Genomic DNA, 21,620 nt, shown 5'->3' on the forward strand with positions numbered 1-21,620 from the left:
CCGTTGTCCTGATACGACGGGCCTGCCTGTTTGCCCTATCAGACTATTCTTGCTGTTTGGCAGGACATTTCGTTACAGCTCTTGTCCTTCGCAGGCGCGTAAATCGCCAGTGGCGATATATACTGCGCGCCATTCTTCAAGGGAGAGCCGTGTGGCCATCGATATTCACTGGATTCGCGACAACGAAAGCCTCGCGCAATTTTGCGCCGAGTGGCAGCAACTGCCTTTCGTGGCCCTCGACACCGAATTCATGCGGGTCGACACCTTCTACCCGATTGCCGGCCTGTTGCAGGTGGGTGACGGCAAGCGCGCCTACCTGATTGACCCGTTGACCATCAACGCCTGGCAACCGCTGGCCGCGTTACTGGAAAATCCGGCGGTACTCAAGGTTCTGCACGCGTGCAGCGAAGACCTCGAAGTCCTGTTGCGCCTGACCGGCAGCATGCCGGCGCCGCTGTTCGATACCCAACTGGCCGCGGCTTACTTGAACCTCGGTTTCTCGATGGGCTACTCGCGGCTCGTGCAGGCCGTGCTCGGCATCGAACTGCCCAAAGGCGAAACCCGCTCCGATTGGTTGCAGCGACCGTTGTCCGAGACACAAATCAGCTATGCCGCCGAAGATGCCGTGCATCTGGCGGAGGTATTCGTACAGCTGCGTCCGAAACTGTCTGACGACAAATTCAACTGGGTTCTGGAGGACGGCGCCGAGCTGGTTGCCAACCTGCGTCGGGAAACCGACCCATACGAGGTGTATCGCGAGGCCAAACTGGCGTGGAAACTGTCCCGCGCGCAACTGGCCGTGCTGCGTGAACTGTGTGCCTGGCGCGAGCGCGAGGCCCGCGCCCGAGACCTGCCGCGCAACCGCGTTGTGCGTGAGCATTCGCTGTGGCCGCTGGCCCGTACGCAACCGGACTCTTTGAGTGCGCTGGGCAAGATCGAAGACATGCACCCGCGTACCGTGCGTCAGGACGGCGAATTTCTACTTGATCTGATCAAGCGCTCTGGCAGTGTGGGCCCCGATCAATGGCCGCCTGCGGTGCCGGAACCGTTGCCGATCGAAGCGGCTACGTTGATCAAGCAATTGCGCGCGCTCGGTCAGGCCGAAGCCGAACGGCTGAACATCGCGCCAGAACTGATGCTGCGCAAGAAAACCCTCGAAGCACTGCTCAAGAGCGGTTTCCCCGAGGGCCCTTACCAATTACCTGAGTCGCTGCGTGGCTGGCGCCGCGAACTCATGGGTCAGAAGCTGCTCGACAGCCTGGCCACCGCCGGAGAACAGCCTTGAAACGTATTTGTTCCATTTACCAAAGCTCCAAGCGCAGCGGCATGTACCTTTATGTGCTCAAAAGCGATGCACTTGAACAAGTGCCCGAAGCGCTGATGCTGGCCTTCGGCAAAGCCAGACATGCTTTCGATCTGGTGCTGTCGCCCGAGCGAAAACTGGCCAGCGAAGATATCGTTGTGGTCCTGGAAAACCTCGAAAAGCAGGGCTATCACCTGCAAATGCCGCCGGCTGAGGATGAGTACATCGAACATTTGCCTGAAGAGTTGCTGCGACGCAACGACCCGATCTGATTGGCGGGGCCCTGTTCTGGGCCTCTGGTAACCCTGGAACTGTTTTTACCGCGATGACCGCCCGAAATACGGCGGTTGTCTGCACGGTTTGCGAAAGGTTTGAAGATGCGCGTTCTGATTGCTGAACACGACCACGCGATATACGCCCGGCTGCTGCGTCAGGCAGCGCCGGAGCTCCAAGTACTGACCAGCGGCGACTCCGCTGAACTGGCTCGTCAGGCCACCGATTGTCCGGTTTGGCTGGGGCAGCCGGATCTGCTGGCGACCCTGTTGCGTCAGGGCCATCAACCCCAATGGCTGCAATCGACCTGGGCCGGTATCACGCCACTGCTGGCTGATGGCTTGCGCCGCGATTACCGCTTGACCCGCGCGGTGGGGATTTTTGGTCAGGTGATGGCCGAATACGTGCTGACTTACATGCTCGGCCACGAACGCGAAGTGTTGGCGCGTCTGGTCAGCCAGGTCGAGCGCAAGTGGGACAACCGCACGGGCCAGAGTCTGGTCGGACGCAAGGTGCTGATCGTCGGCACCGGCGACATCGGCCTGAGCGTGGCGCAGTTTCTGCGGCCGTTTGGCGTCGAGTTGTACGGTATCGCCAGCAGTGCACGGGAGCAGGCACCGTTTGTCGAAGTCGGCTCGATGGCCGATTTGCCACGTCTGGTGGGCGAAGTGGATTACGTGGTCAACCTGTTGCCCAACACCGAACACACCCACGATGTCTACGACGCGGCGCTGTTCAAGCAATTCAAATCGACCGGGTTGTTCATCAATGCCGGGCGCGGTGTCGCGGTGGTCGATGCGGATCTGGTGGAGGCCCTGAAGGAAGGGCATCTGGCGGGCGCGGTGATCGACGTCTGCCGGCAGGAGCCGTTGCCGCAACGTCATCCATTCTGGACGGCGTGGGGCTTGTTGCTGACCGGCCACAGCTCGGCGCCGACGTCACCTGCGTTGATGGTGCAGTTGTTTGTCGACAACCTGCGGGCGTATCAGGCCGGTGAGGCGTTGCGTGGGGAAGTGGATTTCAGCCGCGGTTATTGAGTTTTCCCGATCCAATAGTGGGAGCGGGCTTGCTCGCGAAAGCGGTGTGTCAGTCATCAGAAACGTTGACTGACACGCCCTCTTCGCGAGCTGGCCTGCTCCCACTGTTTTTTTGTGGTGTGGCTTAGAGGGTGAAGTCGCCTTCAGCCGCCAGTTCGCTCAGCGGACGACGGGGGCTAGGCTCCTCGCGTGCTTGCAGGTAATCGGCCAGGGTCGCCTTGTCCCCCAGCTTGCCCACCGCCACGGCGGCGTGCAGTGCGTAACCTTCTGGAATGTTCAGCTCCTGGCGGGTCAGTTCCTGATCAAAACCGGCCATGCCATGGGTGTGCCAACCGCTGATGCTCGCTTGCAGCGCCAGATGGCCCCACGCCGAGCCCGTATCGAAGGTGCTCCACAGCGCCGGGGTTTCTTCAGTGGCGCCCGGTACGGCGAAGGTGGTTTTGGACATGACGATCACCAGCGCCGAGGCATGTTGCGCCCAACTGCGGTTGAATTCGTTGAGCAGGCCCAGATACCGCTCCCAGTTCGGCGTATCGCGACGCGCATAGAGAAAACGCCATGGCTGCGAGTTGTAGGCCGACGGCGCCCAGCGTGCGGCTTCGAAAAAGCTCAGCAGGGTTTCTTCCGGGATCGCTTCGCCGGTAAAGGCGCGGGGCGACCAGCGATCGGTGAATTGCGGGTGAATGGCGTAATCGGCAACGCGAGGGTTGGCACTCATCAAGAAATTCCTGGACACGTTTTTAAAAGAAGCGAGGCAAAACCCTACTGGGCGGCGCTTGGGCTGACAAGCGCGTTTTACCGACAGTCGCCAGCGCTTGGCCCGCAAGCCCGCTGGCACTAGACTGGCGGCCTTTTCACCACCTGATGTTGATGCTTGAGCCATGGCCGCCAAAGTCGAACCGTTCTGGAAACGCAAAACCCTCGATCAACTGGATCACGAGGAATGGGAATCGCTGTGCGACGGCTGTGGCCTGTGCTGCCTGCAAAAGCTTGAGGATGAGGAAGACAACAGCGTCTATTACACGCGCATCGCCTGCAAACTGCTGGATCTGAAAACCTGCCAGTGCAGCGATTATCCGAATCGCATCAAGTTTGTCCCGGACTGCATCCAGCTCACGCCGGGGCAGGCCGAAGCGTTCAAATGGTTGCCGCCGACCTGCGGTTATCGGCTGGTCAGCGAGGGCAAGGATCTGCCGTTATGGCATCACCTGGTGTGCGGTGATCGCGAGGCGGTGCACCACGAGCGGATTTCCCAATCCGGGCGCATGCTCGCCGAAGGCAGCGTGCCGGAAGACGACTGGGAAGATCACCTGATTTTCCGGGCCGGCTAAGCGCCCACGGATTCAAGTTTCAACAAGGAGTGTGTATGGCTGTGGGATTGCGGCGGGCGTTGATCGCCGGGCTGCTGGCGCTGAGTGCGCCGGTGTGGGCGGCGAAGAAAGTCGACCTGGATTATCACGTGCGCTTGTTGCCCAAAAGCGATCAGGCTGAAGTGCGTTTGACCCTGGCCAAGGGCGCCGTTGTGCGCAGCCTCGATTTTGACCTCGGCGATGGCAGCCATTACAGCGACTTCAAGGCCGATGGCCAATGGCAACTGACGCCGGGCAAGCAGGCGCGCGGTGTCTGGCGTCCGGCGAGCGAAAAGGCCAGCCTGACCTATCGCGTGCGCATCAGCCACGGTCACAGGAACGGCAGCTTCGACACGCGCATGACGTCAACGTGGGCGTTGATGCGCGGTGACGATTTGGTGCCGACGGCCAAGCTGGATCAACAGGACGGCACCGAACTGGTTTCGCGCCTTCAATTTGAGTTGCCCGACGGCTGGAAAAGCATCGAAACCGCGTGGCCACGCATCGGCAAAAACAAATTCCGCATCGACAATCCCTCACGCTTGTTCGACCGCCCGACCGGTTGGATGCTGGCCGGCCACCTCGGCAGCCGTCGCACCCGGTTAGGTGAAACCGAAGTCACCGTGGCCTCGCCGCAAGGGCAGGGGATGCGCCGCATGGACGTGCTGACGTTGCTGACGTTTGTCTGGCCGCAGGTGCAGGCGCTGTATCCGCGTCATCCGGCCAAGCTGTTGATCGTCGGCGCCAGCGACCCGATGTGGCGCGGCAGCCTGGGCGCGCACGAGTCGATCTATCTCAACACGCGTTTGCCGTTGGTCAGCGAGAGTGGCAGCAGCGCGCTGGTGCGTGAGTTGGCTCAGGTGTTCGCTCGGATCAATGACGAGCAGCGCAGCGACTGGATCAGCGAGGGTTTTGCCGAGTTTTACGCGATCGAACTGGTGCGCCGTGCTGGCGGCATGAGCGATGAGCGCTATCGGAGTTTGCAGGCGAAATTGGCCAGGGATGGCGCAAAGGTCACGACGCTGCGCGGCGAACAGATCAGCCCGGCGCAGGTTTCAAGGGCGGTGGTGATGTTGCAGGAGCTCGATGGCGAGATTCGCTTGAAGACGCGCAACAAGCGTTCGCTGGATGATGTGTTGCGGGGCGCGATGCATCTGGGGACGGTGAGTACCCAGGAGTTTGTGCAACTGGCCGAGCGTGTTCTGGGCGAGTCTTCCAAAGTTCTTGATACCGCGTTGCTTCAGTAATACCGCCTTCGCGAGCAAGCCCGCTCGCACATTGGTTTTGTGTTCGACGCAGATCAAATGTGGGCGCGGGCTTGCTCGCGAGGAGGTCATCAGCCTCACAACAAATTAAGGATTCAAACCCCGGCTTTCGGCGATTTCACCGACTCATTGCCAGTCACCGTCGCCGTGCTGGTCGCGGCCTCGGCATTGGCCTTCAGCTTGCTCAACTCATCCCCGGCACGCTCGATCCTGGCCCGCACGTTATTGATGTCCTGACGGCTTTTCTCGTACAGGCTTTTCACCGAACTGTGCCCGGTAATCCCCCGAGCCATGGCCACACCGCCGATCGCTACTTGAATCCAACCGAAAACGCCGCCACGGCGCAGGCCTTTGCCGACCATGATCACGCCGCCGGCCAGCGAGCCGATACGCTCCCAGCCTTCGACGTTCTGTTCCGAACGGCTCTGAAACGGGGTGGATTCGATACGTTCGACGCGTTTGAGCTCGGTCATGATCTTTCTCCAGGCATTGGGTAGTGGATAAACAAGCTGACTGCGCGGGCGGACAGCTTGTTCCATCGGATAGGCGACGTTTTAGCGGAATTTCGGCCCGGAGCGGGTGTTCAGGCCCTTGGCCATGCGGTCGTAGAGCACGACGTTGACCGTGGCAGCGAGGTTCATGCAACCGGTGGTCGGGATGTACACGACGTCTTCGCACCAGTCGCGGATCTCTTTATCCAGCGAGCCGTCTTCCGGGCCGAAGATGTAGAGCGCGCGATCCGGATGGGTGTATTCCGGCAGCGGGCGAGCGCCTTCGACCAGTTCCACGGCGACGGGCACGCAGTTGAGCGGCAGGATTTTTTTCAGATCATCGATGCCGATCAACGGGATGTCGTAGTGCACGCGTTTGGTGTCGGTGACGAAGTCGGCGGCGCGATCATAGCGCTTGCCGGTGTAGAACACGGTCGACACGCCATAACAGCCCGCGGCGCGCATCACCGAACCGACGTTCTCCGGTGATTTGGGGTTGTACAAACCAATGCAGCTGTAACGTTTGTCTGCCACGAGCGGGGAGCCTTCGGGAAAAAGAGGGCGATTATACGGGGATTGGGTGGTTGTGGTCAGGTCATGGATTGGCGGTACCTGGGCGGGCGCCTTCGCGAGCAAACGCGCTCCCGCATTGGATCGACGTCGTACACAAAACCAATGTGGGAGCGGGCTTGCTTGCGAAGAGGCCATTCAGGCCAATGAAGATCTTTAGTCTTCTTTTTTCATCAACCCGGCCAGGGCGGCAAACGGGTTATGCGTCGCTTTGGCAATCTTCGGCGTGCTCAGCGAGCCTTCGCTGAAATATTGCTGGTCGGTGTAACGCGAGTGTTCGTTGTCGTGGCAGTACAGGCACAGCAACTCCCAGTTCGAACCGTCCTGCGGGTTGTTGTCGTGGTTGTGGTCGCGATGATGCACGGTCAGTTCGCTCAGACGCTTGCCGGAAAACTCACGGGTGCAGCGACCGCAGACGTGCGGGTACATTTTCAGGGCCTTGTCGCGGTAGCCCATTTCCTTGTCGCGCTGGTTGTCGGCGAGGATGCGATCCAGCTTCGACGTGTTGGTTGGAGTGGACGAACTCATGGGTTCACCTTTGTAGAAAGACGGATGACGGTTATGTTCGCAGTTTAGCTCAGCCCTTGAGCTTCTCGGCAATCCAGATCGTATGGCGGGTGCCCTTGTTGCCGTGGGCGAAGACCTGCACTTCCTCAGCCTTGAAACCGGCCTTCTTCAATTTGTCGGAAAACTGCCGATCGGCGCTAGCCGACCACACGGCCAGCACGCCTTTGGGGCGCAGGGCCTTGGCGCACGCATTGAGCCCGGCGGCGGAGTACAGCCAACTGTTGGCCTTCTGCGTCAGGCCTTCGGGGCCGTTGTCGACGTCGAGCATGATCGCGTCGAAGCCATTGGGTTCGCTTTGCAGCACCTTGGCGACATCGTCCTGACGGATCACTGTGCGCGGGTCGAGCAGGGGACGGCCGGATTTTTCACCGAGCGGCCCACGATTCCATTCGACCACGCCCGGTACCAGTTCAGCGACCACCACTTCAGCGCTCTTGCCCAAGTGCTTGAGCGCCGAGGCGAGGGTGAAACCCATGCCCAGCCCGCCGATCAGCACCCGCGAATCCGGTCGGCCGGCGACCTTGCGGCAAGGGATCTCGGCCAGCGCATCTTCTGAACCGTGCATGCGCGTGTTCATCAATTGCCCGCCATCGCCGCCCTGAATCTTGATGACGAAATCCTCGCCATATTCGAACAGGCACAGGGCACCGCCGTTTTCAGGGATCGGCGTGGTGTCGAGCAGAATGAAACGTTTCATGGAAATCTCTACAAGGGGGAAGGCAAGCAGGCCCGTTGGGAGTAGCCTGAGCACAGACTAAGGCCAACGGAGCCCTTGATGAAGCGCACCATTCTAACGGTCATTGCCCTGGCCGCGCTCTCGATTAGTGCCGTGCAGGCGCAGCAGACCATTGCGGTCAGCCCAATGCCACAACCGGGTTCGCCCGGCACCGCAACGCCAACACCCTATCCGCAGATCACGCCGATCAACATCCCCAAGTCTGGCGCCGGCAGTGGCAGCCCGCCGTTGGTGCCGATCGAAATGCCAAGTCCGCCGAGCAAGGATCAAGCGGTGCCGGGCATTGAACCGACCGGCACCAAAGCCAAATCTCCCGGCGGTTAGACCTGTTGCGCCGCCAGTTGACCGTCGGCCATGCGCAGGCGTTTGGAGAGGGAGACAGCGAGAGCGCGGATGATCTTGGCGGCGATTTTCGGCGCATCGTTGAGCATTTTCTCCAGCGAGTCTTTGCCCAGGTTGAGCAACTGACAGTTGCTCGCCGCGATGCAGGTCGCCGAGCGCCGCTCGCCGTCGAGCACAGCCATTTCGCCGAATGCCCGGCCGCTGCGCAGGGTGGCCATGGTGATGGTCTGGCCGTCGGGGCCGGTTTTCTGCACGGCCACCTGGCCGGTGTGGAGGATGCACATGAAGCTGCCAGCATCGCCCTCGCGGAAGATGGCTTCGCCCTCGGCCACCGTGCTGATGCTGAAGTAGCCGGAGGCGGCGGCGAAGTCTGCCAGTTGCAACTGATCGAACAGACCGCAGTCCATCAGCCAGTCGCGGATTTCGTTGTTCAGTAAAGTCGGTTCTGACATGTCTTGGCGATCTTTTTGTTTTCACATGGGCTCGGCGTTACACGAACCCTGTGGGGGCGGGCCAGCCCCCACAGGGTTTTGTGTGTTATCGACAGCCGGGGTCTGTAGTTAAGACCCAAGTGACCGACGGAGTTCCTCAGGCCAGCCCCAAAACCTTGAAGACAAATGCATATTCGAGTGCTACGTCACGTAATCCCTGGTAACGCCCGCTCATGCCACCGTGCCCGGCGCCCAACTCTGTCTTGAGCAGCAGCGGGTTGTTGTCGGTTTTGGTCGCGCGCAGCTTCGCCACCCACTTGGCCGCTTCCCAGTACTGCACGCGGCTGTCGTTGTAGCCGGCGATCACCAGCGTCGCCGGGTAGTCCTGCGCGGCGACGTTTTCGTACGGTGCGTAAGCCTTGATGCGTTCATAGACGTCTGGCTCTTCGGGGTTGCCCCACTCGTCGTATTCGGTGACGGTCAGCGGCAGATCCGGGTCGAGCATGGTATTGAGCACGTCGACGAACGGTACCTCGGCAATTGCCACGCCGAACAGATCCGGACGCTGGTTGAGCACGGCGCCAATCAACAGGCCACCGGCGCTGCCACCGCTGATCGCCAGTTTTTGCGCCGTGGTGATGCCGTTGAGAATCAGGAACTCGGCGCAAGCAATGAAATCACTGAAAGTGTTGTGTTTGTGTGCTTGCTTGCCGGCGCGATACCAGGCTTCGCCCAGCTCACCGCCGCCGCGCACATGGGCGATGGCGAAGGCCATGCCGCGATCGAGCAGGCTCAGGCGTGCGTGGGAAAACCACGGGTCGAGGCTTGAACCGTATGCGCCGTAACCGTACAGGTACAGCGGCACCGGTTTGCCTACCATTTCGCGTTTCATCACCAGACTGATCGGCACTTGCGTACCGTCCGGCGCGTTCGCCCACAAACGCTGACTGACGTAGGCGTCGGCGTCGAAATGGCCTAGCACCGGGGTTTCTTTCAGCACGGTTTGCTCGCCGGTCGCGAGGATCAGTTGGCGCACTTGGGCCGGACGGTTCAACGCCTCGTAACGCAGGCGAATCCGGTCACTTTCAAACTCCAGGCTGTTTTGCACATAGAGGCTGTAGGCCGCGTCCGGCAATTGCACGCGATAAGGCGCCAGCCCCTGTGGGTGAACTTCGATGATCGGCAAGCCGCCTTCGCGCAGGCTCAGGGTCATGGCTTGGGTGTTGAGGCTCACGTCGTCGAGCATCACGCTGTCGCTGTGAGGGATCAGGTTCTGCCAGTCGGCCTCCGTTGGTGCGACGCCGGTGTCCGGCGCCTGATACAAGGCGTAGTTGATGCCGTCGCGGTTGGTGCGGATAAACCATGTCCACTCGCCATCGAGCAGGCCGTGATCGACATCGTATTCGTGATCCTCGACCCGTGGCGCCAGGCAAGTGAAGGGCAGATGCGGCTGATTGGCGTCCAGCGCCCAGACTTCGCTGGTGGTCTTGCTGCCCAGCGACAGCAGCAATTGCTGTTCGGAGCTGGAGCGATAGCAATGCAGGAAGAAACGTCCGTCTGCTTCGTTGAACACCTCTTCGGCAGCGGTGCCGTCGAGGCGGTAACGGAACAATTTGTGTGGGCGGTGAGTGTCGTCCAGCACGCCGAAGAACAAGGTCAGGCTGTCGTTGGCCCAGGTCATGCTGCCGTCGCAATCCTCGAAGGCCAGTTCGCTGACCTTGTCGTTGGCCAACTCCTTGACGAACAGCGTGTAAACCTCCTCGCCCGAGGCGTCGACGCTGTAGGCCAGACGCTGGTGATCGGGGCTGATGCTGAACGCGCCAAGCGAAAAGAACCCGCCATTGGCAAGCACGTTCGGGTCGAGCAGCAGTTGCTCGCGGCTTTCGTCGAGGGTCAGGCTGTCGTCGGCAGGACGCGGGCAGCGGTAGTGCCGGGCGTATTCGTCACCGGCGGTGGTGCGTGTGTAATACAGATACGGCCCCCATGGCGAGGGCAGGGACAGGTCGGTTTCGAGGATCCGGCCCTTGATCTCTTCGAACAGGGTTTCGCGCAGTGGCGCCTGATCGGCGGTTTGCGTCTCTTGCCAGGCGTTTTCGGCCTTGAGGTAGTCGAGCACCGCGTCGGTGTCGCGCTCCTGCAGCCAGGCATACGGGTCGGCGCCGGCGGCCTTGTGGGCAATCGGGGCACTGATGGCGTTGGCGGATTCGGGCATGAATGGCTCTCGGACAATGTACGGAATGAGGTTTTGCGCAGCGCATGAAGCCAATGCAGAACCTGTGGGAGCGGGCTTGCTCGCGAAGGCGTTCTGCCAGATCACACCTGTTTGACTGACCCGCCGCTTTCGCGAGCAAGCTCGCTCCCACAATGTTTGCGGCTGGCCGTCTGGCATTGGGACAAGCCTGAAGCGCGAAAAGTCGTTACTATAAGCGCCTCTTTGCCTGCCTTGCCATGGACACCATGACCGAGAACGACTATCTGATCGCCTGGGGCCTCTACGCCTTTGCCGCTGTAGGCTGCCTGTTGGTATGGATGCGCCTGACCCGCTGGATGTGGCGCTGGCTGCGCGAGCCGCTGCGTGTCTTGATGGCGGTGCTGTTGTTCAGTCCGACCATCATTGACCCGGTGAAGGAAAAGGTCGCTCCGGCCATTGCCATCACCACGCTGGATCTGGCGTTCAAGGTCGGCAACAACGCCTGGCGGGCGATTTCCGACCTGTTCATGTACGGCATGATCGCCTTTGGCATTTACCTGGTTTTCGTGCTGATCCGCTTTCCGGTCGAGCGTGCTTCACGCGCTCGCCGCGAACAGGCTGAAGCCACCAAAGCCGCCAACGCTGCGGCCCGCGCGGATGACCGCGACGATGATCAACCGTTCGGCGGTGCCGGTGATGATCGCTACGGCCGTGCGCCAGTGCCGAGCAATCCGCAGCGCATGCGGGTCGAGCCGCGTCTGTAACCCGAGAGCCCGCACATGTGTGAATTACTGGGCATGAGTGCCAACGTGCCGACCGATATCGTGTTCAGCTTCACCGGGCTGATGCAGCGCGGCGGTCGCACGGGCCCGCACCGTGACGGTTGGGGCATCGCGTTCTATGAAGGCCGTGGCTTGCGTCTGTTCCAGGACCCGGCCGCCAGTTGCGAGTCGGAAGTGGCCAATCTGGTGCAGCGTTATCCGATCAAGAGCGAAGTGGTCATCGGCCATATTCGTCAGGCCAATGTCGGCAAGGTCTGCCTGTCCAATACCCATCCGTTCGTCCGTGAACTGTGGGGACGCAACTGGTGCTTTGCGCACAACGGTCAACTCGCCGATTTCACCCCGATCAACAGTTTCTACCGCCCGGTCGGCGATACCGACAGCGAAGCGGCATTCTGTGATTTGCTCAACCGCGTGCGTGCAGCGTTTCCGGAACCGGTCGATATAGAAGTGCTGTTGCCCGACCTGGTCGCCGCGTGCGCCGACTACCGCAGCAAAGGCGTGTTCAACTGCCTGCTCAGCGATGGTGACTGGCTGTTCTGCTATTGCTCGACCAAACTGGCACAGATCACCCGGCGCGCACCGTTCGGCCCGGCGCGATTGAAGGATGTCGATGTGATCGTCGATTTCCAGGCCGAAACCACGCCCAACGACGTGGTCACGGTGATTGCCACCGAGCCTTTGACCGAAAATGAAAACTGGACCCGCTACGAACCGGGCCAATGGAGCCTGTGGCGACGCGGCGAATGCGTAAGCCAGGGCACTACCGAATAAGGATTGCACCCCATGTTGCTCAGTTATCTACGGCTGGTGTTGTTTGCGGCGGGCCTGTTGATTGGTGTCCAGGTGCCTGGGTTCATCAACGATTACGCGAAACGGGTCGAGGCGCATCTGATCGAGGCGCAGACCGGCCTGCGCGGTTTCCAGGGCACGGCCGAGCAATTCTTCAAGGGCGACTTGCAGGCGCTGGTCGCTCATTACCGCGCCAGTGACGACCCGGTGTTTCGCAGCGATGCCGACAGCCTGAGCACGTTGCTCAATCGTCAACTGGCGCTGGATAAACAGTTCCAGGCGATGCAGGGGCCTTGGTACATCCGCTTCCTGCAAGTGGTGCTGGCTGCCGATCCGGATATTCGCAAGGAAACCTGGAACGGCTACAGCTATCAGATTCTGCTGACCCCGCAAGCGATGATCTGGGGCATGAGCGGGGCGTTGCTGTTGTCGTTCGGCATTGAATGCCTGTTCCGTCTGATCGACTGGGTGGTGCTCGGTGGCAAGCGCCTGCGCCAGAGCCGGCCTATCGAAGACCGCGATGTGCGCGGGTTGTAAGGGTTCAGTCGCTGTGGCGAGGGGATAAATCCCCTCGCTGCTCAGTCAGTCAATGTGATGTAGCGCTCGCCCATCTCGCGCGCATACCCTGCCAGCACCTGCTGACACAACGACACAATCTCCTCGACCCAATCCACGCCCACCCGCCACGACACCACCACCTGCAAGTTCGATGGCCGTTGGTCGATGGCGAGCAAGGTCAATTCCCCCCGCATCAATTCTTCGGCCACCAACACCGGCGGCAGCGCGCCAATGCCGAATCCATCGCGCAACAAACGCGTGATCGCCGACACCGAATTCACGCAATTCAGGCGTGGTGTCAGCACGCCGTTGGCCTGCATCAACGCCAGAACGTCCTGATGTGGCCGGGAGTTTTTCGAGTAGGTGATGATCCGTTCCTGGGCCAGATCCGCAAGGCTTGAGAAGTCGCGGTTGTAGATCGAATGGCTCGCCACGATCCAGCCCAGCGGATGGCTGGCCAGCTCCAGACTGCGCACGCTTTCATGACGCACCAGGTCGGTTTGCAGGATCAGATCGAGAAAGCCTTTTTGCAGCTGATCGCAGAGGTTGAGCGACGTATCGGCCACCAGCTCGATTTCCACCCGTGGATACAGGTCGGTCATGTGCGCCACCAGGGGGCTGAGCCATGTGTGGATGACCGTGTCCATCACGCCAATGCGCACCCGGCCGACCTGGCTCGAACGGGTTTCGATCGATTGCTTGAGCGCGCTCATGGTGTCGAGCATCTGCTCGGCATATTCGAGCACTTTCAGGCCTTCGGGCGTCAGGCTGACCCCGCGTGAATCGCGCAGAAACAGCTTCGCCCCCAACTCGTTTTCAAGCACCGCAATGCGGCTGGAAATCGACGCCTGAGTGGTGAAAAGCTTGTCGGCGGTCAGGCGAAAACTCTTCAGTCGGGCGACCCAGACAAAGGTCTCGAGAAACTTCAGGTTCATGGGCAAGGCTCGGGTGACAAATTTTTCTTATGCCTAAGGCGGGTTTTTATTCGTTGGACGCAGCAGGGCCATGGGACGAAAAATCGGCGCATCCGGTTCCCACGATAGGCGTCGTCGGGGCTTCGAACAAGACCAATAAAAAACCTGCGGAGATTGGCCATGAGTGCTCCCGATACCCTTCCCGACACACTCGATACACCCACGGCAACGGCGCGTCCGGGCCCGTTCGACTGGTATCGCAACATCAACAAACAGGAGCGTCGCACGTTCTGGAGCTGCAAGATCGGCTACGGTCTGGACGGCATGGACACGCAGATGCTCAGCTTTGTCGTGCCGACGCTGATTGCGATGTGGGGCATCACCACCGGCGAAGCCGGGCTGATTCACACCAGCACGCTGATCGCCTCGGCCATCGGCGGTTGGGTCGCCGGGATTCTTTCCGACCGCATCGGGCGCGTGCGCACGTTGCAACTGACGGTGCTGTGGTTCGCCTTCTTTACCTTCCTCTGCGGCTTCGCTCAGAACTACGAGCAATTGCTCATTGCCCGCACCCTGATGGGTTTTGGATTCGGTGGCGAGTGGACCGCCGGTGCCGTGTTGATCGGCGAGGTGATCCGCGCCAAGGATCGCGGCAAAGCAGTGGGCATGGTGCAATCCGGTTGGGCATTGGGGTGGGGGCTGACGGCGATTCTGTATGCGCTGCTGTTTTCGCTACTGCCACCGGAAGACGCCTGGCGGGCGCTGTTCATCCTCGGCATCGTCCCGGCGATTTTTGTGATCTTCGTTCGGCGCTTGGTCAAGGATCCGGAGATCTATCGCCAGGCCAAGGCTGCACAAACCCCGGAAAACCCGGCGAAGTTCTACGAGATTTTCGCGCCAGGCATGCTGTTCACCACGATTCGCGCCTCACTGCTGACCACCGGTGCGCTGGGTGGGTACTACGCGATCACGTCCTGGTTGCCGACCTTTCTCAAAAATGAACGCGGTTTAAGCGTGCTCGGCACCGGTGGTTATCTGGCGATGGTGATCGTCGGCTCGTATGTCGGTTACGTGATCAGCGCCTATCTGACCGACCTGTTGGGCCGTAAAAAGAACTTCGTTCTGTTCGCCGTCGGCTCTTTCACCATCGTTCTGCTCTATACGCAGATGCCGGTGAGCAATGGTGTGATGCTGTGGCTGGGCTTCCCGCTGGGCTTCTTTGCCTCGGGGATTTTCAGCGGCATGGGCGCGTTTCTCACTGAGCTGTTTCCAACGCGGATTCGCGGTTCCGGCCAGGGCTTTTGCTACAACATCGGCCGGGCGCTGGCGGCATTGTTTCCATTGCTGATCGGTCTGCTCAGCCAGAAAGTGCCATTGAGCATGGGCATCGGTGCCTTCGCTGCAGTGTCCTACGGCGTGGTGATTCTTGCTGCATTGAGCTTGCCGGAGACTCGCGGCAAGCAACTCGATGCGCAGTAACTGATAACCTGCGGGGACAGCCCAATCGGCAAATGTCCTACGGATAAAAAGACAAGAAGCTACAGGAGTGTTCACCGTGAGCCGCCTGCTATTGAATTGCGACATTGGCGAGAGTTTCGGCAACTGGACCATGGGTCTGGACGCCGAGGTCATGCCCTTCATCGACTGCGCCAACGTGGCCTGCGGCTTTCATGCCGGCGACCCGAGCATCATGCGCAAAACCGTTAGTCTGGCCCTGAGCCACGGCGTGCAGATCGGCGCACATCCGGCTTATCAGGATCTGGTCGGGTTCGGCCGGCGCTCCATGGTGTATTCCGCTCAGGAACTGCAAGACATCCTGCATTACCAGATCGGCGCCCTCGACGGCATTTGCAGGGCGCAGGGCGGTCGGGTCAGTTACGTCAAACCGCACGGCGCGATGTACAACGACATGATGGCCAACCCGGCACAGTTGCGCGCAGTGATTCAGGCGGTTGCCGCTTACGACCCGACGTTGCCATTGATGTTGATGGCCACCCGTGACAACTCGGCAGCGCAGCAGCTCGGGGACGAATACGGCGTGACCCTGTGGTTCGAAGCCTTCGCCGACCGCGCCTACGACAGCGCCGGCAAACTGGTCTCGCGGCAATTGCCGGGTGCGGTGCATCACGCTGCGCACACAATCATTGAACAAGCCCTGACCATTGCCAGCGGGGGCCCCCTCACTGCGAGCGACGGTAGCGCGTTGTACCTGCACGCCAACACCCTGTGTGTGCATGGCGATAACGCCAGCTCGGTGGCTGCCGTGCAACGCATCCGCGAGGCCTTGAACCAGCAGAGCGCGTCATGAACCCAAGGATTGAAGTCGTGGCGCTGGATTGTCTGATGCTGCGCCTGTTCGATGACATCGCCGAGGCCAACATGCCGTGGATGCTCGCCGCCAGTGAGCGCTTGCGTGCGGGGTTCGGCCCGCAACTGATCGATCTGGTGCCGTCCTACACCACGCTGATGGTGCATTACGATCTGCTGGCCCTGAGTCCTACTCAGGCTCGGGCATTGATTGCCGAGGCGTTGATCGACCTCTCGCCGAATGTGCGAACCGACGGCCAGAGCCATGTGCTGCCGGTCTGGTACGACTTGAGCGTCGGGCCGGAACTGAGCTTGCTCGCTGAGCGAAGCGGGCTGGCGGTGGAGGAGGTGATCCGTCGTCACAGTGCCCGGGAATACCAGGTGTTCGCCCTTGGGTTTGCACCGGGGTTTGCCTTCATGGGCCTGGTCGAAGACATTCTGGCCGCACCACGCCTGAACACCCCGCGCAAGAAAGTCGCCGCCGGCAGCGTCGGCATCGCCGAGCGCCAGACGGCCGCGTATCCGGTGGTGTCCCCCGGCGGCTGGAACCTGATCGGCCGCACCCCGGCGACACTGTTCGACCGTCATCGCGACGGGTACAGCCTGATGCAGCCCGGTGACACCGTGCGTTTCGAAGCGGTGAGCCATGCCGAGTTCATCCGTCTGGGTGGTGATGACACCCCGCAGGAGGCACTGGCATGAGCCGACTGACGATTGAAGCCAGTACGCCGTTATGTCTGTTGCAGGACGCTGGGCGTTTTGGCGTGCGACATCTGGGCGTCACTCAGGGCGGCGCGACGGACTGGCGCTCGATGAACTGGGCCAATTGGCTGCTGGGCAATGATCTGGACATGCCGGTGATCGAAATTACCCTCGGCGGATTTACCGTGCAGGCAGCAGAAGATTGCCTGCTGGCGCTGGCGGGGGCTGATCTGGGCGCGAACATCGATGGCCAGTCGTTGGCGCCGTGGCGCAGTTTCAAATTGCACAAAGGACAGACGTTGCAGTTCACCCGGCCGCTGCTCGGGGCTCGGGCTTATCTGGCGGCCCCCGGTGGATTTGATGCGCCCAGGGTTCTTGGCAGCCATTGCACGGTTGTGCGCGAGGGACTTGGCGGTCTTGATGGCATGGGCCTGCCTCTGGCCAAAGGGGCGACGCTGAGCTATCAGGGGCAAACCTTTCTGGTTCGGGAGGTGCCACTGGAGCATCGACCGGATCTGCGGCTGAATGCGCCGCTTGATCTGGTGCTGGGTGCGCAGATCGGTCAATTCAGCGGGCAGAGTCTGTTTGATGTGTTCAACAGTGACTGGACACTGGACAGTCGCGCCGATCGCATGGGCATTCGTTTGCTGGGCACGGCGTTGCAGTATCAGGGCTTGCCGATGATTTCCGAGGGCATTCCTCTTGGCGCGGTGCAGGTGCCGCCCGACGGGCAGCCCATCGTGTTGCTCAATGATCGACAGACCATCGGTGGCTATCCCCGGTTGGGAGCGTTGACGCCCTTGGCGTTGGCGAGCCTGGCGCAGTGTCTGCCGGGGGCGAAGGTGAGATTGCGGCCTGTGATGCAAGAAAATGGCTGGAAAAAACACATCGACTATCTGAAGTCCTACTTGTGAAATTGGCTGTTTCAGACTGAGTTGCGAGATGCTTCCTTTCTTTCTAAGTACATTGCCCTACAGCACTTCCCTGGAGCGTGTGGAACTATTTAGCCTTATCTCAAACAAGGAAGTTACAGATGCGTTATATGAAAGTCGTTGCTCAGGAGGGTGCCGAAGGTGGCGTCAGTGTCGGAAGCCGTATTGTCGGTTTTTATGATCGCGCCGAAGTTGACGCTGTTTATGAGGTGAAGATAGATCGCTTTGGCAATGTGCAGAGGCTCAGTGCTGACAGCATCCATTGCGAAGAACTGGTGGGTCGAATCGAACGATTCATGTCGAGTGCCAGCCTCGATATAAAGCGTATGTTTGACTGGAACCATCGCGGCGATCAGAACGGCAAATCCATGGAGCTTATTGCCGAGGGGCACGCCACGGACGGTATCGCAACAAAGGTGAAGTTCCGCTTTTTGACAGAAGACGGTCAAGTCAACAACGAAGTGTTCCTCAGTCCGCAAACCGATGCTGCGAGGGCGAGGAGTGCAGAGTTGGAAATTCGCGGGACCGAAGCCATTACGCCGGGCAAAAAAAGGCGCAGCAAGAAAAAACCGGGTGCTGTACTCCCAGAGGTACAAGACACTCGATTTATGAACAGGCTATGCAAAGCCTATATCGCGTTGAACTGGTAAAGAGTCTTCGCCAAATGCCCTGAAAGGCGACAGTGTTGAGGCTGTTGCCTTTCAGGGCATCGAGTATTTTTACTTGGACAGAAACCGCATGCCTTCTTCCAGGCCGCGCAACGTCAGCGGATACATCTGATCTTCGATCAAGTCGCGCACTATGTTGGTCGACGAGGTATAGCCCCACGTATCTTTCGGGTACGGGTTGATCCAGATGAGTTTCTTGTACTTCTCCATGAAGCGCTGCATCCACAGATAACCCGGCTCTTCGTTCCAGTGCTCGACGCTGCCGCCGGCCTGGGTGATTTCATAAGGCGCCATGGCCGCGTCGCCGATGAAGATCACTTTGTAGTCGGCGCCGTACTTGTGCAGCAGGTCCTGAGTGGCGAAACGCTCGGACGTGCGGCGCATGTTGTTTTTCCACACCGATTCATAAATGAAGTTGTGGAAATAGAAGTACTCAAGATGTTTGAACTCGGTCTTGCAGGCCGAGAACAGCTCCTCGCAGGTTTTCACATGGGCATCCATCGAGCCGCCGATGTCGAACAGCAGCAACAGTTTCACGGTGTTGCGCCGTTCCGGGCGCATCTGGATGTTCAGCAGGCCGGCGTCCTTGGCGGTGTGATCGATGGTGCCGTCGATGTCCAGCTCTTCCGCCGCACCCTGACGGGCGAATTTACGCAGGCGGCGCAGGGCGACCTTGATGTTGCGCGTGCCCAGCTCCACGGAATCGTCGAGGTTCTTGTACTCGCGCTGATCCCAGACCTTTACCGCTTTGCCCTGGCGTTTGCCGGCATCGCCAACGCGAATGCCTTCCGGGTTGAAGCCGCCGGAGCCAAACGGGCTGGTGCCGCCGGTGCCGATCCATTTGTTACCGCCGGCATGGCGCTCCTTCTGTTCTTCCAGGCGCTTTTTGAACTCTTCGATCAGCTTGTCCAGGCCGCCAAGTGACTGAATCTGCGCGCGCTCTTCGTCGCTCAGCGAACGTTCGAACTCCTTGCGCAGCCAATCTTCGGGAATCAGCGCCTGCAAGTGATCGTCGAGTTTTTCCAGGCCATTGAAGTAGGCGCCGAACGCACGGTCGAACTTGTCGAAATGCCGTTCGTCCTTCACCAGAATCGCCCGGGACAAGTAATAGAACTCGTCCATGTCGGCGAAGGTCACGCGCTGTTTCAGCGCGTTGATCAGATCGAGCAGTTCGCGCACCGATACCGGCACTTTGGCTGCACGCATTTCATTGAACAGGTTGAGCAGCATGGCATCAGCCTCTTAGCGGGTGCCGCGACGGCTCATGAACGCCAGACGCTCAAGCAATTGCACGTCCTGTTCGTTCTTCACCAACGCACCGGCCAGCGGCGGAATCGCTTTGGTCGGATCGCGTTCGCGCAGTACCGCTTCACCGATGTTGTCGGCCATCAACAACTTCAGCCAGTCGACCAGTTCCGAGGTCGACGGCTTCTTCTTCAGGCCCGGAACCTTGCGCACGTCGAAGAACACGTCCAGCGCTTCGCTGACCAGATCCTTCTTGATGTCCGGATAATGCACGTCGACGATTTTCTGCAGGGTGGTGCGGTCGGGGAAGGCGATGTAGTGGAAGAAGCAGCGGCGCAGGAAGGCGTCCGGCAGTTCTTTCTCGTTGTTGGAGGTAATGATGATGATCGGGCGTTTTTTGGCCTTGATGGTTTCGTCGATCTCGTAAACGTAGAACTCCATCTTGTCGAGTTCTTGCAGCAAGTCGTTGGGGAACTCGATGTCGGCCTTGTCGATTTCGTCGATCAACAGAATGACCCGCTCTTCGGACTCGAATGCCTCCCAGAGTTTGCCTTTCTTCAGGTAGTTGCGAACATCGTGGACTTTTTCGTTGCCCAGTTGCGAGTCGCGCAGACGGCTGACCGCGTCGTACTCGTAGAGGCCCTGATGGGCCTTGGTGGTGGACTTGATGTGCCAGGTGATCAACTTGGCGCCGAACGACTCGGCCAGTTGCTCGGCGAGCATGGTCTTGCCGGTGCCCGGCTCACCCTTGACCAGCAGCGGCCGCTCCAGGGTGATGGCGGCGTTGACCGCCAGCTTCAGGTCATCGGTGGCGACGTAGGCCTGGGTGCCTTCGAACTTCATCTGCTAATCCTCGAACGGTAACGCCGACCTGAACGGGCAGGGCGGGGGCGAAATAATCGGATGCCCGACTATAACGCGCGCCCCGGTCGACTGTGAACGCAGACGGGTTATTCAGTCTCTGAATGGAGCGTCACATGCTGACTGGGTTTTGGTCTCGGGCCAGACAAACACCCCTGTGGCGAGGGGATTGGTCCCCGATGGCTGCGAAGCTGCCCCAAACACACTAACCCGCATCCGGCTTGGGTCGCTCATACCGCGCGTTGAACGCCTGGATGAATCCATTGCGTAAAATCTGCAAGAACGCTTCGAACGCGTTGATATCTTGCTGATGGACGTTACCGCTGAGTTCGACTTTGGTGGCGAACTGATTCTTGCCCTGGTTTTTAAGCACGGTTTCAGTGCCGCCGACCAGTGCCTCCCAGACCGAACGAAAGATACTTTTGTTCTTGTTTTCCACGTCCTGCTGCCAGTTGAACACTTCGACATCGCGCAGCAGCGGCTTGATGTAACCGGTAAGTTTGGCGTTTTCGGCTTTGGCCTCAATCACCACATCACCATGGCCGGCGTTGAAGTCGAACTTGCCATAGGCCGAGGCAAAGTCGTTCATGCGCTTGAGTTCGATATCACGGGCGCGCAGGCGGAACTCAAAGTCTTCGAAGTTGCTCAGTGGATCGAAGGTCGCGGTGGTTTCCAGAGGCGCGTGGCCTAACAACAGCGCTTTGCCCTCGAAGCGTGCGTTGCGTTTACCTGCGGTGTCGACCACGTTTGTCAGGTTGTAGAGGCTGGCATCGACATTTGTCGCATTCATGTTCACCGGTGGTTTGGAATTGAAGTTGCGGAAATTGATCCGCCCGTCGCTGATCCGCACTTCGTTAAGCGTAATCGGCAGGAGTTTGCCCAGTTGCTCACGCCAGTCGGTGCCTTTACCGGTCTGGGAGTCCTGTTTATTGCCTCCATCGACGAAGTTCACTTCGGGTTTGATGAATTGCACCTCGGCCACCACGGCATGGTCGTACCACAGCGAGTGCCAACTCACGGAAAGATCGATCAGCGGTGCATTGACGAACGGGACTGGCACCTTGCCGTCGACCTTGACGATCTTCAGGCCGTTGATTTTGTAAGCGCCACGCCACAGTGCCAGATCCACATCGGTGATCTGGCCGCGATAGTCGCCCATGTCCGCCAGTTTGCCGTTCAGGTAGTCACGCACCAGGTAGGGCAGGGCGATGTGCAGTGCGATCAGCAGCACGACAATCGTGGCGAGAGTCCATAACGGCCAGCTATAACGACGCTTCATGGCGACATTTCCTAAACGATATAAA

Annotated in this window: 25 protein-coding genes; 14 read left to right on the forward strand and 11 right to left on the reverse strand. The window is 59.9% G+C overall.

Features of this window, described 5'->3' with window-relative positions:
* Positions 1–151: 151 nt before the first annotated feature.
* The 3 genes from rnd (at position 152) to ACIOWA_RS01430 (ending at position 2,613) form a co-directional block, all read left to right on the forward strand.
* Complete coding sequence (rnd, locus tag ACIOWA_RS01420) at positions 152–1,285, forward strand: ribonuclease D (RefSeq protein ID WP_221729391.1); 1,134 nt, start codon at positions 152–154, stop codon at positions 1,283–1,285.
* Positions 1,282–1,575 carry a YcgL domain-containing protein gene (locus ACIOWA_RS01425; protein WP_339431025.1) on the forward strand — a complete coding sequence of 98 codons (294 nt, stop codon included), beginning with the start codon at positions 1,282–1,284 and terminating at the stop codon, positions 1,573–1,575. Before rnd ends, ACIOWA_RS01425 begins: the two co-directional genes overlap by 4 nt.
* Before the next feature lie 105 nt (positions 1,576–1,680).
* Complete coding sequence (locus ACIOWA_RS01430; RefSeq protein WP_401157807.1) at positions 1,681–2,613, forward strand: D-2-hydroxyacid dehydrogenase; 933 nt, start codon at positions 1,681–1,683, stop codon at positions 2,611–2,613.
* 124 nt (positions 2,614–2,737) lie between these two features.
* Here the strand turns inward: ACIOWA_RS01430 and ACIOWA_RS01435 are convergent, their stop codons facing one another.
* Positions 2,738–3,331 carry a nitroreductase family protein gene (locus tag ACIOWA_RS01435; RefSeq protein WP_339431027.1) on the reverse strand — a complete coding sequence of 198 codons (594 nt, stop codon included), beginning with the start codon at positions 3,329–3,331 and terminating at the stop codon, positions 2,738–2,740.
* A gap of 163 nt (positions 3,332–3,494) precedes the next feature.
* On the opposite strand from ACIOWA_RS01435, the gene ACIOWA_RS01440 reads away from it, so the two are divergent.
* Both ACIOWA_RS01440 and ACIOWA_RS01445 read left to right on the forward strand, forming a co-directional pair.
* Positions 3,495–3,944 (forward strand): YcgN family cysteine cluster protein, encoded by a 450-nt coding sequence (locus tag ACIOWA_RS01440; RefSeq protein ID WP_339431028.1) that lies wholly within the window; start codon positions 3,495–3,497, stop codon positions 3,942–3,944.
* A 35-nt stretch (positions 3,945–3,979) separates the two neighbouring features.
* Positions 3,980–5,209, forward strand: coding sequence for a hypothetical protein (locus ACIOWA_RS01445; protein WP_401157809.1), 1,230 nt, complete (start codon positions 3,980–3,982; stop codon positions 5,207–5,209).
* Positions 5,210–5,322: 113 nt separating this feature from the next.
* On the opposite strand, the gene ACIOWA_RS01450 is transcribed toward ACIOWA_RS01445, so the two are convergent.
* The 4 genes from ACIOWA_RS01450 to ACIOWA_RS01465 form a co-directional block, all read right to left on the reverse strand.
* Positions 5,323–5,700 carry a DUF2892 domain-containing protein gene (locus ACIOWA_RS01450; RefSeq protein ID WP_401157811.1) on the reverse strand — a complete coding sequence of 126 codons (378 nt, stop codon included), beginning with the start codon at positions 5,698–5,700 and terminating at the stop codon, positions 5,323–5,325.
* Between the two features lie 81 nt (positions 5,701–5,781).
* Positions 5,782–6,252: an RNA methyltransferase gene (locus tag ACIOWA_RS01455; protein ID WP_221729385.1), complete on the reverse strand. Its 471-nt coding sequence runs from the start codon at positions 6,250–6,252 to the stop codon at positions 5,782–5,784.
* A 192-nt stretch (positions 6,253–6,444) separates the two neighbouring features.
* Positions 6,445–6,816, reverse strand: coding sequence for a YajD family HNH nuclease (locus tag ACIOWA_RS01460; protein ID WP_007911336.1), 372 nt, complete (start codon positions 6,814–6,816; stop codon positions 6,445–6,447).
* A gap of 49 nt (positions 6,817–6,865) precedes the next feature.
* Positions 6,866–7,552, reverse strand: coding sequence for a spermidine synthase (locus ACIOWA_RS01465; RefSeq protein ID WP_401157813.1), 687 nt, complete (start codon positions 7,550–7,552; stop codon positions 6,866–6,868).
* A gap of 78 nt (positions 7,553–7,630) precedes the next feature.
* Between ACIOWA_RS01465 and ACIOWA_RS01470 the strand changes: the two genes are divergently transcribed.
* Positions 7,631–7,915, forward strand: coding sequence for a hypothetical protein (locus tag ACIOWA_RS01470; RefSeq protein ID WP_339431033.1), 285 nt, complete (start codon positions 7,631–7,633; stop codon positions 7,913–7,915).
* On the opposite strand, the gene ACIOWA_RS01475 is transcribed toward ACIOWA_RS01470, so the two are convergent.
* Positions 7,912–8,385 (reverse strand): cyclic nucleotide-binding domain-containing protein, encoded by a 474-nt coding sequence (locus ACIOWA_RS01475; protein ID WP_339431034.1) that lies wholly within the window; start codon positions 8,383–8,385, stop codon positions 7,912–7,914. The genes ACIOWA_RS01470 and ACIOWA_RS01475 overlap by 4 nt on opposite strands.
* Before the next feature lie 136 nt (positions 8,386–8,521).
* Positions 8,522–10,576 (reverse strand): S9 family peptidase, encoded by a 2,055-nt coding sequence (locus ACIOWA_RS01480; protein WP_339431035.1) that lies wholly within the window; start codon positions 10,574–10,576, stop codon positions 8,522–8,524.
* Between the two features lie 236 nt (positions 10,577–10,812).
* Here ACIOWA_RS01480 and ACIOWA_RS01485 point away from each other — a divergent pair, with 236 nt between their 5' ends.
* The 3 genes from ACIOWA_RS01485 to ACIOWA_RS01495 are packed head-to-tail and all read left to right on the forward strand — an operon-like array spanning position 10,813 to position 12,666.
* Positions 10,813–11,319 (forward strand): MFS transporter, encoded by a 507-nt coding sequence (locus ACIOWA_RS01485; RefSeq protein ID WP_339431036.1) that lies wholly within the window; start codon positions 10,813–10,815, stop codon positions 11,317–11,319.
* Positions 11,320–11,334: 15 nt separating this feature from the next.
* Positions 11,335–12,111 (forward strand): class II glutamine amidotransferase, encoded by a 777-nt coding sequence (locus tag ACIOWA_RS01490; protein WP_339431037.1) that lies wholly within the window; start codon positions 11,335–11,337, stop codon positions 12,109–12,111.
* A 12-nt stretch (positions 12,112–12,123) separates the two neighbouring features.
* Positions 12,124–12,666, forward strand: a complete 543-nt coding sequence (locus ACIOWA_RS01495) for a DUF2937 family protein (RefSeq protein ID WP_339464877.1) — start codon at positions 12,124–12,126, stop codon at positions 12,664–12,666.
* A 41-nt stretch (positions 12,667–12,707) separates the two neighbouring features.
* Here ACIOWA_RS01495 and ACIOWA_RS01500 read toward each other — a convergent pair whose 3' ends face one another.
* Positions 12,708–13,622 (reverse strand): LysR family transcriptional regulator, encoded by a 915-nt coding sequence (locus tag ACIOWA_RS01500; RefSeq protein ID WP_339464878.1) that lies wholly within the window; start codon positions 13,620–13,622, stop codon positions 12,708–12,710.
* A 159-nt stretch (positions 13,623–13,781) separates the two neighbouring features.
* Here ACIOWA_RS01500 and ACIOWA_RS01505 point away from each other — a divergent pair, with 159 nt between their 5' ends.
* From ACIOWA_RS01505 to ACIOWA_RS01525, 5 genes are all read left to right on the forward strand, one after another.
* On the forward strand, positions 13,782–15,080 hold the full coding sequence (locus ACIOWA_RS01505) for an MFS transporter (RefSeq protein WP_339493625.1): 1,299 nt from the start codon (positions 13,782–13,784) through the stop codon (positions 15,078–15,080).
* 76 nt (positions 15,081–15,156) lie between these two features.
* Complete coding sequence (locus tag ACIOWA_RS01510; protein WP_401157817.1) at positions 15,157–15,909, forward strand: 5-oxoprolinase subunit PxpA; 753 nt, start codon at positions 15,157–15,159, stop codon at positions 15,907–15,909.
* Entirely contained in the window at positions 15,906–16,610 is a 705-nt protein-coding gene (gene pxpB, locus ACIOWA_RS01515; protein ID WP_401157819.1) for a 5-oxoprolinase subunit PxpB, read from the forward strand. The genes ACIOWA_RS01510 and pxpB overlap by 4 nt, the downstream gene beginning before the upstream one ends.
* Positions 16,607–17,524 (forward strand): biotin-dependent carboxyltransferase family protein, encoded by a 918-nt coding sequence (locus ACIOWA_RS01520; RefSeq protein ID WP_339431043.1) that lies wholly within the window; start codon positions 16,607–16,609, stop codon positions 17,522–17,524. Before pxpB ends, ACIOWA_RS01520 begins: the two co-directional genes overlap by 4 nt.
* 119 nt (positions 17,525–17,643) lie before the next feature.
* Entirely contained in the window at positions 17,644–18,192 is a 549-nt protein-coding gene (locus ACIOWA_RS01525; RefSeq protein ID WP_401157821.1) for a hypothetical protein, read from the forward strand.
* A gap of 69 nt (positions 18,193–18,261) precedes the next feature.
* Here ACIOWA_RS01525 and ACIOWA_RS01530 read toward each other — a convergent pair whose 3' ends face one another.
* The 3 genes from ACIOWA_RS01530 to ACIOWA_RS01540 form a co-directional block, all read right to left on the reverse strand.
* Positions 18,262–19,440 (reverse strand): VWA domain-containing protein, encoded by a 1,179-nt coding sequence (locus ACIOWA_RS01530; RefSeq protein WP_339431045.1) that lies wholly within the window; start codon positions 19,438–19,440, stop codon positions 18,262–18,264.
* Positions 19,441–19,452: 12 nt separating this feature from the next.
* Complete coding sequence (locus ACIOWA_RS01535) at positions 19,453–20,298, reverse strand: MoxR family ATPase (RefSeq protein ID WP_007911294.1); 846 nt, start codon at positions 20,296–20,298, stop codon at positions 19,453–19,455.
* A gap of 223 nt (positions 20,299–20,521) precedes the next feature.
* Complete coding sequence (locus ACIOWA_RS01540; RefSeq protein ID WP_339538276.1) at positions 20,522–21,595, reverse strand: DUF748 domain-containing protein; 1,074 nt, start codon at positions 21,593–21,595, stop codon at positions 20,522–20,524.
* Positions 21,596–21,620: the final 25 nt, after the last annotated feature.

The organism is Pseudomonas sp. NPDC087614 (assembly GCF_044743485.1).
GTDB classification, from domain to species: Bacteria; Pseudomonadota; Gammaproteobacteria; order Pseudomonadales; family Pseudomonadaceae; genus Aquipseudomonas; species Aquipseudomonas baetica_A.

What these genes read in the sequence shown, in the direction of transcription:
- ACIOWA_RS01500 (WP_339464878.1), bottom strand. Translation starts at nt 13,622, where the DNA reads ATGAACCTGAAGTTTCTCGAGACCTTTGTCTGGGTCGCCCGACTGAAG.
- ACIOWA_RS01520 (WP_339431043.1), top strand. Translation starts at nt 16,607, where the DNA reads ATGAGCCGACTGACGATTGAAGCCAGTACGCCGTTATGTCTGTTGCAG.
- ACIOWA_RS01440 (WP_339431028.1), top strand. Translation starts at nt 3,495, where the DNA reads ATGGCCGCCAAAGTCGAACCGTTCTGGAAACGCAAAACCCTCGATCAA.
- ACIOWA_RS01495 (WP_339464877.1), top strand. Translation starts at nt 12,124, where the DNA reads ATGTTGCTCAGTTATCTACGGCTGGTGTTGTTTGCGGCGGGCCTGTTG.
- ACIOWA_RS01490 (WP_339431037.1), top strand. Translation starts at nt 11,335, where the DNA reads ATGTGTGAATTACTGGGCATGAGTGCCAACGTGCCGACCGATATCGTG.
- ACIOWA_RS01480 (WP_339431035.1), bottom strand. Translation starts at nt 10,576, where the DNA reads ATGCCCGAATCCGCCAACGCCATCAGTGCCCCGATTGCCCACAAGGCC.
- ACIOWA_RS01470 (WP_339431033.1), top strand. Translation starts at nt 7,631, where the DNA reads ATGAAGCGCACCATTCTAACGGTCATTGCCCTGGCCGCGCTCTCGATT.
- ACIOWA_RS01465 (WP_401157813.1), bottom strand. Translation starts at nt 7,552, where the DNA reads ATGAAACGTTTCATTCTGCTCGACACCACGCCGATCCCTGAAAACGGC.
- ACIOWA_RS01450 (WP_401157811.1), bottom strand. Translation starts at nt 5,700, where the DNA reads ATGACCGAGCTCAAACGCGTCGAACGTATCGAATCCACCCCGTTTCAG.
- ACIOWA_RS01475 (WP_339431034.1), bottom strand. Translation starts at nt 8,385, where the DNA reads ATGTCAGAACCGACTTTACTGAACAACGAAATCCGCGACTGGCTGATG.
- ACIOWA_RS01485 (WP_339431036.1), top strand. Translation starts at nt 10,813, where the DNA reads ATGGACACCATGACCGAGAACGACTATCTGATCGCCTGGGGCCTCTAC.
- ACIOWA_RS01530 (WP_339431045.1), bottom strand. Translation starts at nt 19,440, where the DNA reads ATGCTGCTCAACCTGTTCAATGAAATGCGTGCAGCCAAAGTGCCGGTA.
- ACIOWA_RS01525 (WP_401157821.1), top strand. Translation starts at nt 17,644, where the DNA reads ATGCGTTATATGAAAGTCGTTGCTCAGGAGGGTGCCGAAGGTGGCGTC.
- ACIOWA_RS01505 (WP_339493625.1), top strand. Translation starts at nt 13,782, where the DNA reads ATGAGTGCTCCCGATACCCTTCCCGACACACTCGATACACCCACGGCA.
- ACIOWA_RS01430 (WP_401157807.1), top strand. Translation starts at nt 1,681, where the DNA reads ATGCGCGTTCTGATTGCTGAACACGACCACGCGATATACGCCCGGCTG.
- ACIOWA_RS01540 (WP_339538276.1), bottom strand. Translation starts at nt 21,595, where the DNA reads ATGAAGCGTCGTTATAGCTGGCCGTTATGGACTCTCGCCACGATTGTC.
- ACIOWA_RS01460 (WP_007911336.1), bottom strand. Translation starts at nt 6,816, where the DNA reads ATGAGTTCGTCCACTCCAACCAACACGTCGAAGCTGGATCGCATCCTC.
- pxpB (WP_401157819.1), top strand. Translation starts at nt 15,906, where the DNA reads ATGAACCCAAGGATTGAAGTCGTGGCGCTGGATTGTCTGATGCTGCGC.
- ACIOWA_RS01535 (WP_007911294.1), bottom strand. Translation starts at nt 20,298, where the DNA reads ATGAAGTTCGAAGGCACCCAGGCCTACGTCGCCACCGATGACCTGAAG.
- ACIOWA_RS01435 (WP_339431027.1), bottom strand. Translation starts at nt 3,331, where the DNA reads ATGAGTGCCAACCCTCGCGTTGCCGATTACGCCATTCACCCGCAATTC.
- ACIOWA_RS01445 (WP_401157809.1), top strand. Translation starts at nt 3,980, where the DNA reads ATGGCTGTGGGATTGCGGCGGGCGTTGATCGCCGGGCTGCTGGCGCTG.